The sequence below is a fragment of the Shewanella sp. 10N.286.51.B2 genome (genome assembly GCF_041469265.1).
Lineage (GTDB): Bacteria > Pseudomonadota > Gammaproteobacteria > Enterobacterales > Shewanellaceae > Shewanella.
On the sequence record NZ_JBFRKH010000016.1, the window covers coordinates 110,226 to 122,044 of the forward strand.

An 11,819-nucleotide genomic window follows, 5' to 3' on the forward strand; every position below is an offset into this window, starting at 1 on the left:
CTTCAGCGGGTAACTTAGAGTTCATAGCGCCCGCGGCGGGCAGTTTGCTGTTCATGTAAGATACGATTTCGCCAAGGGTACGACACTCAGCTAAATCTTCTGGGCTAAGCTCTGGTAAACCCGGTAGCTCATCTTGTACTGTGCCTAAAATCTCAACACGCTTGATTGAATCGATACCTAAATCGGCTTCCATATCCATGCTAAGTTCTAGCATTTCAGTTGGGTAACCGGTTTTTTCAGCAACCACTTCTAGCATGGTATTCAATACTGTTTCAGCCGATAAACCTGAAGCTACTGGTGCGGCTTGAGCTACTGAAATTGCTGGTGGCGCAGAGTTCATAGCGCCCGCGGCGGGCAGTTTGCTGTTCATATAAGCTACGATTTCGCCAAGGGTACGACACTCAGTTAAATCTTCTGGGCTAAGCTCTGGTAAACCAGGTAGCTCATCTTGTACCGTGCCTAAGATTTCAACACGCTTGATTGAATCGATACCTAAATCCGCTTCCATATCCATGCCAAGTTCTAGCATTTCAGTGGGGTAGCCAGTTTTTTCAGCAACCACTTCTAACATAGTGTTCAAGACTGTTTCTGCTGATAAACCAGCAGGCATTAATTGCACTGGAGCTGCTGACGCTGAAATAGGTTCTGCAGTAACGGTTCTTGCTGGTGCTAATGGGGCTGTTACTTTTGCTGCAGGCTCTTGTGCTATCTGTGATTGTGTTACCGGAGCTTTTGCTACTGGCGCTGCAACAGGCGCAGGTACTTGAGTTGGCGTTTGAACTGTCGCTGTTGCTGCAACAGCCTGAGTCATTGCTGGAGCTGCTGTTGTTGCTACTGTCTGCGGCTGAACTGGCAGCGAAGTGCCTGTTAGCATAGCAAGGGCAGACTGGCTTGATTGTGCTTGCTGCTCAAGGAACAATGTATGGCTTTGTAGTGTTTGTGCTTGATGCTGGTGGAATAGCTCCATTGAGCGCTGTAAGCTCTCTGGAATAGCGAGTCCTGCCGCAACCATTTTGCTTTGCTCTGTCATCAGGTGAGTAAAGGTATCACCGTATTGTTGAGGAATAGCCAAGAACTGCTGATGTAAGTTTGCAGCTTGTTGCTGGGCATTGAAAAATGCTTCTAAGCTACCAGTTCCTGCAGCAGGTTGCGCTAGTGCATTGCCAGCTACAGGCGCAGTGGTTACTGTATTGCTAACAGCTGGTGCGTTGGCATTGGCTGAGGCCACTTCAATATATTCAGTTTTTATCACTTCTTTTTCCACAATCTTTTCTACGATTTTCTCAACTGGCTTTTCAACAATCTTCTCAACGATGGTTTCAACCACTTGTGATGTTACTTGGCCTGTCGCCAATGATTTTTCCATTTTTGCAAGGGTTGGCGCGCTAATATGGTTCGATGCATTCAGTTTGACGTTCATGCCTTTAGGTTTAGCAGGCGCTGCAATGTCAGCTTGGTATGGATCAATTTCAGTCAAGGGTGCGCCCAATACACAAAGTTGCATAGCAGCAATGCGAAGCTGGGTATCACTATTACCTTTAGGATTCGGGTTTATGCTGACAACAGAAACTGACTCAGCTTTATCGCCCAAGGTGGCTTGTACCAGTTTTTGAAGAATGTTCTTAGGACCAAATTCAACAAATACCCGTGCACCCGCGTCATACATATTATTTAGCTGATCAGTAAAGCGCACTGATTGCAGCATATGTTGCTTGAATGCCGCTTTAATTGATTTAGCATCTGTTGGGTGTTGCTCACCGCTAGCATTTGAGAACAAGGCCACTTTACTTGCGCTAAATTTGGCTTTATCGATCGCTTTAGCAAATGGCTTTTGTGCATGACCCACAAGCGGAGTATGGAAGGCGCCAGATACTGGCAGTGCAATTGCTTTAAAGCCTAATGCGCTAATGGCTTTAGCCGCAGCTGCGCAACTTTCAGTAGGACCTGCAATAACAAGCTGAGTCGCTGAGTTGTAGTTAGCCACTTTTACGCCATCAAAATCACTGATGCAGCTTTCTAATTTTGCGATATTTTCAGCATTGGCCGCGTCAGCATCATTTGCTGGCAAGATAATGGCGTACATGGTGCCTTTATCAAGTGCATTACCGTCTTTATCAACAGCAGATGCTGCCATTGACTCGCCGCGTGCAAAAGATAATTGGTAGTAGTCATCATTAGAGATAACACCCGCTGCACATAATGCAGAAAGCTCACCAAAGCTGTGACCCGCAAACATGTCAGCAGCAAATCCTGCTTGAGTGAATAACTGGTATTGACTCATGCTGACGACACCAATGGCGCTTTGGGCGTTATCAGTGCTCGTCAGTAACGCTGCTTGAGCCTCTTTATCTGCTTTTTCAAATGCAGGGATTGGAAATAAGACTTGTGAAAGCGGCGTTTTGTTAAAGCTAGCGAAGACTTTATCAGCCTTGTTAAGTTGCTGACGCATTTCTGGGAAATGACAAGCGACTTCAATACCCATGTTTAAGTATTGAGAACCTTGGCCTGCAAATAACGCAGCGACTTTTGGACTATTAGCAGACTTGCTAGCTTTAGCAGCAGTTATCAATGCTGCAGAGCGGTAGCTAGTGCCAGACGGCAATTGCCAAGCATCACTGTTTTGGCTTTCAAGCTGTTTTAATGCCAATTGTAATTGAGCCGTTAGCTCTGCTAAATTCGCAGCAACTAAGCCTAAACGTGGCGCGTTTACATCTAATGTTCTAACGGCATATTGCTTAGCAATGCGGGTAAGTTCAGCTTGAGCAATACTGGTGTTGTCAGTATCAGTTAGCTTAGCGATGGCAGCGATTAACGTGCTAACTTCAGTTTGAAGTGCCGCTTTATTATCGGCGCTAATTAACACACTTTGAGGTACTTGGCGTTGACGGTATTTCGCATCACGAGCATGTTCTGCTGTGTATTCTTCAAGCACCATATGGAAGTTAGTACCGCCGAAACCAAATGAGCTAATACCAGCACGACGCGGGGTGCCATCAGGGCGCGGCATCCAAGGACGGGTTTCGGTATTTAAGAAAAACGGCGAATCTTCAACATTTAGTTTGGGATTAGGCTTAGACACGTTTATGGTTGGTGGCAGCACTTTATGATGCAGGGCTAGGGCTGCTTTAATAACACCTGCCGTGCCAGCTGTTGACTTAGTGTGACCCACTTGAGACTTAACTGAACCTAAAGCAATGTGTTGTTTAGTGTCATTAAACTCGCCAAAAACGGACTTAAGACCGTTAAATTCAGCTACGTCACCTGCAGCAGTACCTGTACCATGTGCTTCAATTAAACCAACAGTGTGAGGCTCAAAACCGGCATCATCATAAGCTCGTTTTAATGCTTTTGCTTGGCCTTCTGGGCGTGGCGCATAAATTGATTTAAATTTACCATCTGATGACGCGCCCACACCTTTAATAACAGAGTAGATTCTATCGCCATCACGTTCAGCATCTTCAAGACGCTTCAGCGCCACCATGCCGATACCTTCACCGATCATCATACCTTTTGAATCGATATCAAATGGTTGAATGGTTTCGTTAGTGGTAAATGCAGGCGTTTTAGAGAAACTCATATACATAGAAGGTGAGTTATCAGTACACACACCACCGGTGATCATCATTTCACTGCGGCCTTCAACCAGCTCTGTTAATGCCATACGCATAGCGGCTAGTGAGCCTGCACATGCTGCATCAACCACACAGTTCATGCCACCTAAATCAAAGCGGTTAGCAATACGACCAGCGATAACATTACCTAAAGACCCCGGGAATGAGTTTTCTTCCCAGTGAACATATTGGTCTTGGAATTTCTTGATCAGCATATCGCTGTCAGCATCACTTAAGCCGCTACTTTTAAATACCTTTTTAAGTACAGGATATTGTAGGCGCGCAGTTAGGCTAGCATTGATTTTTTGACCGCCGCCCACGCCGAGCGTAATACCGATTTTATCGGTGTCATATTCAGGTGTTACACCCGCATCGGCAAGCACCTCTTTGGCGATAACCAATGATAATAATTGTGAGGTGTCAGTGAGTTCTAGGATATTTGGCGGTAGGCCAAACTCCATAGGGTTAAAGTCAACGTCAGGGATGAAGCCACCGCGCTTACAGTAACTTTTATCTGGGGTTGTTTTGTCTGCATCGAAGTAATCTTCAGGGCGCCAGTGCGACTTAGGTACTTCAGTAATGGCATCAATTTTTTCACTGATTAAGTCCCAAAACTTATTCAAGTAACGCGAATTAGCAAAGATACTTGCCATGCCGACAATGGCGATAGGCATATCTTTAAGACGCTTATTGAGTCGTTTGTCTTCAACTAACTCTTGTGGGGTCGGTTCTTGGCTCATTTTGAGTCTCCGTTGTTCAGTCTATCCATAGCTGAATTATTTGTAGAGTGTGCTGCTTCCGAAGCATGCATGGTTTTAGCGCCCGGGAAGCGAGCTAAAAAAGTGTGGTAATTTTTTACGAGTAATTTTCTTAAATGAAACGGGCCGTGCTTTAACACATAAGCGATATAGCGATTAGTCGCTTGGGTATGGCTGTCTTGATAGATGTCGAGATAAACCCAGTCAGTTGCGAAATCAACACCCAGTAAAATCGAGTAACTTTCTTTATCCGTTAATTGTGGTGGAATCGTCAGTGACACCACTTGCACCACATTGTCTTGAGTGGCTTCAGGTAAGGATAAGGTTTTGGCTAAGGTTTCTGGGTTCAAAGTATAAGTGGCGACATCAGTGCCTTGAACAATAGGTAACTGGTTGAAATAGCGCTCGGGCACATAGGGGCTTTCGAATTCATCAAGCTTTGATACCCCGTAGCGTTTTAAGCAGCGGGCAAGCCCTGAGCGAGAGACATCCTTATTAATAAACTGCTGGGTTACCTTAAGCAGTCTGTCCAACGGCATTTTTAATTGGTAGCGCAAACCGATCACCACATACTCTTCCATTGGCGACAATGTGGTTTTGAGGTGATGTGGCGTGGTGGGGGTATCGCTGACAGAATCACGCTTACGCCACTTTCTCACGGTGGCCTCTGAAATATTGAGGATTTTAGCTAATTGGCTCACGCTAAAGTCAGACGTTTGAATGAACTGACGCATTTCAGGGGTGGTGGTGGCATTACGGTGACGCACCACTGGCGTGCTAGTGTCTGTCGTCACTGATTTCTTTATCGCAGCTTTTGCGCTTGGCTCTGCTGTCATTTATATAATGCTACTGTCATTAAGGCTTAACCTTGGTCTGTATTTTTGCAATACAATCTGTTGGGACTAGTAAAGATGAACAATAGTTAATCTTCATAATCATCGTTTTAGCACAATCGAGCAAGCAGAGTACCTGAGGTTTCGGGTCGATACAATCACCCGAGACTGATTATTCACAGATCAGACCATAACTAGCGAGCAGTTGTAAGCTCAAATGAGTATTTGTTATGAAATTTAATTGGTGAGTTAAAGCCTGATCTAGGTCAACTTTTAATCATAGTTACAGTTCTATACTGAATTTAAATAGCGCTAGGCACTTGCTTTAAATGACATGAATTATCTCACTTGATTTGCAAGGCGGACAGGCTCTTAAAAGGTGAACAGCAAGGTTTCACTGACTAATCAGTTAATCCTGTCGGCATACTTTTACTGAGATTGAGTTATTACAGCTAAACATGTGAAGCTAACAGTGCTTAAAGCGAAATGGATTGATTAACTATGTGATAAAGGGAGGCCACAATGGCTGATTTCACCACTGAGCAAATCCGTAATTTGGCTGTAATGGGTCACACCAACGCAGGCAAATCCTCTTTACTCGAAGCATTACTGTTTAGCGCCAATGCAATAACCTTAAAAGGCAGGGTCGACAAGGGCACAAATCATGCCGATTTCACTGCCCAAGAAAAAGCCCACCACCACAGCCTAGAACCTTCCTTTCTTAATTTTGACTTCCAAAACCACCATTTAAACGTTATTGATACTCCAGGTTTACCTGATTTTATTGGCAGAGCATTATTGCCTCTTTCTGCCGTTGAATCGGTATTATTGGTGGTCAATGCCAGCACTGGGATTGAATCGGTAACCAAAAGAGCCTTTGAAGCAGCCCGAGCGCAGGGCAAAGCAGTGATCATTGCCATTAACCACTTAGATGGCAACGAAACTTTAGTTGCTGAATTGCTGACTGATATCCAGCAGCAATTTGGTCATCGCTGCTTACCCGTTAATCTCCCCAATGAAATGGCTAATGATGTGGTGGATTGTTATCTGCATTGCGATCTAAAAGCGAAAACCTTATTCAGCGATGTGGAAACTGCCCGTGATGAACTCATTGATACCGTGCTTGAAGAAGATGATCGGTTAATGGAGTTGTATTTAGAGCAAGGTGATTCATTAACCCCAGAGCAATTGCATGCGCCGCTAGAAGCCGCATTGCGAATGGGTCATTTAGTACCAGTGTGTTTTACCAGTGCAGAACAAGACATTGGTATTAGCTCGTTACTGGAAATGCTGACTAAGTTGATGCCAAGCCCTCTTGAAGCTAATCCGCCGCAATTTATCAAAGGCTTTACTGAAAATGCCACCCCTATTGATGTTAGCCAAAAAGCTGATGACCATGTATTAGCCCATATCTTTAGAGTGTCAATCGATCCATTTTTAGGCCGCATGGGCGTTTTTCGTTTATACCAAGGCACCATAGAAGTGGGCATGAAACTGTTTATCGGTCATAGCCGTAAACCCTTTAAAGTGACTAACATTCTTAAGTTACAAGGGGACCAGCATAGTAACGTCAATCAGGCTATCCCGGGTGATATCTGCGCCATTGCTAAAATTGATGAGTTAGAAGTTGGCGCTGTGCTGCATGACAACCATGATGAAGATGAATTTCATTTACCTGAGCTGGTATTGCCGCAACCTATTTTTGGCTTGGCCGTGTCTGCAAAGCGCCGCGGTGATGAACAAAAAATATCGGAAGTGCTACATAAGTTAGTGGCAGAAGACCCAAGCTTACAGATTGCCCGTAATGAGGCAGAAGGACAAACTGTGCTGCAAGGCCAAGGTGATTTACATCTGCAAATTGCATTAGAAAAAGCGCAAACGCTGTTCAATGTTGATATGGACACTGACACTCCAGCCATTGCTTATCGTGAAACCATAATGGGTGAGGCGAGCTTTAGATATCGTCATAAGAAGCAATCCGGTGGCTCTGGCCAATTTGGAGAAGTAGAGCTTAAAGTTGAGCCCCTTGAGCGTGGTCAAGGTTTTGAGTTTGTCAGCAAAGTGGTCGGGGGCTCGGTACCCACTCAATATATTCCCGCGGTTGAAAAGGGAATTAAAGAAGCTATGACAGCTGGTGAGCTTGGTGGGTTTCCGATGCAAGACATCAAAGTTACTGTATTAGATGGCAAACATCACAGTGTGGACTCTAAAGAGATTGCCTTTGTGATGGCGGGTAAAAAAGCCTTTATGGAAGCCGTTAAACTTGCTCAGCCAGTGGTTTTAGAGCCTATCGTTGAAATGAATATTTGTGTTGCTCAGCAACATGTGGGCGATATCACCGCCGATATCAGTAGCGAGCGAGGTATGGTGTGCGGCACACAAGCCGATAGCTCTGGCATGGTTACAGTTGAAGTCGAAGTGCCCTTGGCTAATGTCAGTGACTATTCTACTAGACTAAAATCGATGACGGGTGGTGACGGTCAGTTCTCGATGAGCTTTAGTCGCTATGACGTACAACCTCAGCAAGCGGCAAAGACCACCGCGATGGCTTAATCGCCAAGGGTTCACTATGAGTAGTTAATCGTTGCCAACGGCAATAAACGGGTCTTAATCGCAAGCTAATAGGATTAAAACGGCAGGGGCTGTAATGTTCCAGCCGTTTTTATTTATTTGGTGTATTACACAGACTATAAATTCAGTTAGAAACAAGCGACAATGGCTTTTTGTTTTACTATTGAGTTGATTTTGAATTCTGACACCAAGATAAATCTATTTTTCTGTCCGCTTACCACGGCAGTATTGGATCAAGAAACCACCTCATTGGTGTCATCTTGGTTGCCTGCAGATGAAACCCAAAAAGTGAATCGCTATATTCAACAATCAGCCCGTGAAAAAGGCTTAATGGTTAGAGGTTACTTGCGGGCTTTGTTGTCGCGTTTTGCCGATATAAAGCCCAATGAATGGGTATTTGAATATGGCGAAAAAGGCAAACCGCGTTTAACTGATCTGCAATTTCAGCAAACGGGTTTAGGTTTCAACATCAGTCACAGTGGTGACTGGTTATTGGTGGCTATTTATCAAACTAATGCCCCAATGCAAGCGTTTGAGCTGGGGGCGGATATTGAGCGGCGCCGTGATAGCACCAATATTCATTCGATATTAAATCATTACTTTTCTGAACCTGAAGCGGCAGCTTTATTAGCTTTACCAGCAGTGGAGCATAGGGAACGTTTCTTTGATTTATGGACCTTAAAAGAGTCTTACATTAAGGCCAAAGGCTTAGGCTTAGCTTTATCGCTTAAATCATTCGCATTTGATTTTCAATCGGCTGAAAAAAGCGAGCTTAAGCTGAATAAAGGCGCTGTCATACCTTTACAATTCAATGTCTCTTTGCGGCTGATAAATGATGACAAAGAGCGCTTTGAGATTGAAAACCAATGGCATTGTAGTTTAGGTAAGCTTAATGAGAGCTATCGGTTTGCCATTAGCTTTTATAGTGGATGTGTTGCGAACGAGCCTGAATATAACGCTGAAGTAATAGATTGGGCTGAGCTTATTATTGATTCTCATTAAGTTGCCTTAAAGGCATGCCTAAATTGATCGTTAGCTAAGTCGGTTTACCTGCAGATCAAAAAAGGCACTAAAAAGTGCCTTTTAAGTTGTAATATCATTTTTGAAATTACTGTCTCGCTAAACGATGTGTCTCAGGCGGCTGCTCAAAATCACTTCTAAATGGATTAATATCTAAACCTCCACGGCGAGTATAACGGGCATAAACCGTTAATTTAGAACATTGGCAATAACGTTTTAAGTCAGTAAAAATACGCTCAACACATTGCTCGTGAAATTCATTGTGTTGACGGAATGAAATCAAATAACGCAGTAACTTCTCTCGATCGATTTTAGGACCTTGGTAGCGGATCATCACGCTACCCCAATCAGGCTGAGAGGTAATTAAACAATTCGACTTTAGCAAGTTGGATGTAAGTGTCTCAGCAACATGTTTCTCTTCAGTGCTGTCTTCAAGGTACTCAGGTTTAAATTGATAATCATCAACTTCAATATCAAGTTCATCAATACAGTTACCCGGTAACTCGACAATGCGCTGGGTATTAAAATGTTTTGGCTCGATGATTTTTACCGTGACCTCGCCATTGGCACAGCGGCTAAGATCTTGTTGTAAAGTTTGTTGTACTAGTTCAACACTGTCAAAGCGGGTTTGATTAAAGCTATTTAAATAAAGCTTAAATGACTTCGATTCAATTAAGTTATCACTTTCGATGGCAAGGTAAACTTCAATGATGGCTACCATAGGCTTGCCTTTGGCATTAAGCCAAGATAGTTCATAGCCAGTCCAAATATCAGCACCTTGAAAAGGTAACTCAGCCGTTAATGCAATGGCATCTCTATTTAGCTTACGAGGAACCCCTTGCAGCAATGATGCATCATATTCAGCTTGATATTGCGTCGCTTGACCTAAAGTTAAACCTTTAAGTGCTTCAGCATCACTATAGGGATCGTGATTGTGTGTCATCTAGTGTGTTTCCGTGTCAAAATAGGCCTTTATTATAATACCAATTTATATAATTAGGTAATCACTGTACGTGACAAATACACCAATCTATTTGGTCACAAACAATATTGGAGCATCTTAAGTGTCTTGTTCAACATCATTGGATCAATTTTCTAACCGTTATATTCAAGCTTACCAAGATACCTTAGGGGAATTACCGCGATTTTACCCAATGGGTCAAGGGTCTAGTTGTATTGAGGGCCAGTATGATCTTGAATCTGATGAAGCGGTATTTTGGCAGACTGTTAAGCGTAAAAGCACCGCAGACTTTAGTAATGTCGAACATGCTTTAGAGCTTAAGCTGCATGATGATATCAATGATTTTTACGGCCACTTCTTTTCAGCATCACTGTATTTTGATTCAAACTGGGGTGAAGGCGAATTACTGCAAGTTTGGAATCAGCAAGACTTTGAATCTTTGCAGCAAAATATCATTGGCCACTTGATGATGAAGAAAAAACTCAAACAAGCACCAACCTGGTTTATCGGTGTATTGGGTGATGGCGATAACATGCTAACGGTTGATAATGAAGATGGCAGTGTGTGGATTGAAGTGCCAGGCAATAAGCCCCATGAAAAGCTTGCTGATAGCCTAGCTGGGTTTATCGATAGCCTAACGCCAAGAGTCACACCAGCAATTGAACCTGTAGAAGAAGATCATGGCCATGTGCCACATCCGGGGATTTGGCAGCGAATGAAAATGATGTGGAATGACTTATTGAGACGAAAGTCATAGATCAACGTTATTAATTTGCGATAAACCAAAAAGCCTGACTTATAGATTAATTAAGTCAGGCTTTTTGTTGAAAAGAAGGTTAATGATGCAGCTGTTCTGATCGATGTTAGATACTTCAGAACAATAACGTTTGAAATTATTACTGATGATCCCATGAGATATTCGACACAATTCTGCATGGCTCACATCTGAAGTGAAACATATCCAATAATGGCTCATCCAATAACCACTGTTTCGATCCACAGCGTGGACAGGCTCGTTTTTTTTCAGACTGTAAACTTTCGCCACCAACGCGATAAAGATAATAGTAAGTCGGAATTTTGGTAATAAATTCAATTCTGCCGCGGATATCCCAGCCTCGTCTAAATAAATCACTTTTATGACTAGTCAGTTCTTCTAATGCTGCAAATTCAGCTTTGGTTGCCGCCGCCATTTGCAGTTCATCACAAGCTTGCCACTCTGTTTGCCAGCGAATAACTCGCTTATGGTCGCCATTAAAGCTTGCTGGAATTTGATATAGCGGAATAGGGAGAAGGTTGTCGCCACTTCTTAATGGTGAGCACATATGTACATAGCTGGTGTAAAGCACCTGCCAGCTGGGAGTGTCGATATTACTTTGCTCTGAATTGATATCTTGGCCGATAAACTTTTCACGTGGCGCCAATAACTTTGCTTCAGTTAGCATAGTTAATGCTTGCTTGACCCATGGGCTGTTGTTACGGGCTGATAAACTGTTTTTTTCAGGTATTAATAGCCTGACTTTAAACTCACCTTCATTAAATGCGACAGCAAATTCTCGTCCTAATACTTGGCCATTGGCTCTGAGTGCTTCTAGAAAGTTATTAATGGCTTTTTCTGCCGCTGTGATAGTGGTATCGGCGAAACATTCAAATCTGAGTTCAGTGACAAACATGGTTTTCCGTTTTTAGCTGGTTAAATGTATTGAGGATGTGGTGCTTAACTTTCTAATTGTACAATTCGTTTTTCAAGTGCTGCTATCTTTAGGGCAAATTCACTTTCGACAGCGTCAAATTTAGCCTGCCATTTTTGTTCTAGCGCCGTTAATGGGTCTTGAGCCGTTTCAGTATTAGCTGGCTGTATCATGGCTGCTAAATCGGGTAAGTCTTGCCATTGCTCTTTGGGGATGGCTTTAAATTGCTGCAACCCCTGAATAAGGGTTGGCATGGCTATCCGCGTACCTAATTTACCTTTTATTAACGCTAATGTTGGCGTATGACCTGCTACAGCAATGGATTTTGCCGCCGCAAGGACTTGTTCAATTGGACTCATAATTAGTGAAAATCCTTA

Annotated in this window: 8 protein-coding genes; 3 read left to right on the forward strand and 5 right to left on the reverse strand. The window is 43.3% G+C overall.

Annotated features, from left to right (window positions below; all coding sequences use genetic code 11):
• Positions 1-4,351: beta-ketoacyl synthase N-terminal-like domain-containing protein (locus tag AB4140_RS05000; protein ID WP_372000030.1), on the reverse strand; the 4,351-nt coding region annotated here is incomplete at its 3' end.
• Positions 4,348-5,205: a transcriptional regulator gene (locus tag AB4140_RS05005; protein WP_241901113.1), complete on the reverse strand. Its 858-nt coding sequence runs from the start codon at positions 5,203-5,205 to the stop codon at positions 4,348-4,350. The genes AB4140_RS05000 and AB4140_RS05005, both read right to left, overlap by 4 nt.
• Before the next feature lie 519 nt (positions 5,206-5,724).
• Here AB4140_RS05005 and fusA point away from each other — a divergent pair.
• A complete protein-coding gene (gene fusA / locus AB4140_RS05010; RefSeq protein ID WP_372000031.1) occupies positions 5,725-7,755 on the forward strand; it encodes an elongation factor G in 2,031 nt (676 codons plus the stop codon).
• A 192-nt stretch (positions 7,756-7,947) separates the two neighbouring features.
• Positions 7,948-8,775: a 4'-phosphopantetheinyl transferase superfamily protein gene (locus AB4140_RS05015; protein ID WP_277869087.1), complete on the forward strand. Its 828-nt coding sequence runs from the start codon at positions 7,948-7,950 to the stop codon at positions 8,773-8,775.
• Between the two features lie 106 nt (positions 8,776-8,881).
• On the opposite strand, the gene queF is transcribed toward AB4140_RS05015, so the two are convergent.
• The gene (gene queF, locus AB4140_RS05020) at positions 8,882-9,736 is read right to left on the reverse strand and encodes an NADPH-dependent 7-cyano-7-deazaguanine reductase QueF (RefSeq protein WP_102437534.1); all 855 of its coding nucleotides are present in this window, start codon (positions 9,734-9,736) and stop codon (positions 8,882-8,884) included.
• Positions 9,737-9,857: 121 nt separating this feature from the next.
• On the opposite strand from queF, the gene syd reads away from it, so the two are divergent.
• Positions 9,858-10,511 (forward strand): SecY-interacting protein, encoded by a 654-nt coding sequence (syd, locus tag AB4140_RS05025; protein ID WP_102520708.1) that lies wholly within the window; start codon positions 9,858-9,860, stop codon positions 10,509-10,511.
• Positions 10,512-10,650: 139 nt separating this feature from the next.
• On the opposite strand, the gene AB4140_RS05030 is transcribed toward syd, so the two are convergent.
• Both AB4140_RS05030 and AB4140_RS05035 read right to left on the reverse strand, forming a co-directional pair.
• Positions 10,651-11,424 carry a Zn-ribbon-containing protein gene (locus tag AB4140_RS05030; RefSeq protein ID WP_303501539.1) on the reverse strand — a complete coding sequence of 258 codons (774 nt, stop codon included), beginning with the start codon at positions 11,422-11,424 and terminating at the stop codon, positions 10,651-10,653.
• Positions 11,425-11,468: 44 nt separating this feature from the next.
• Positions 11,469-11,801 carry a hypothetical protein gene (locus AB4140_RS05035; protein WP_102437528.1) on the reverse strand — a complete coding sequence of 111 codons (333 nt, stop codon included), beginning with the start codon at positions 11,799-11,801 and terminating at the stop codon, positions 11,469-11,471.
• Positions 11,802-11,819 lie beyond the last annotated feature (18 nt).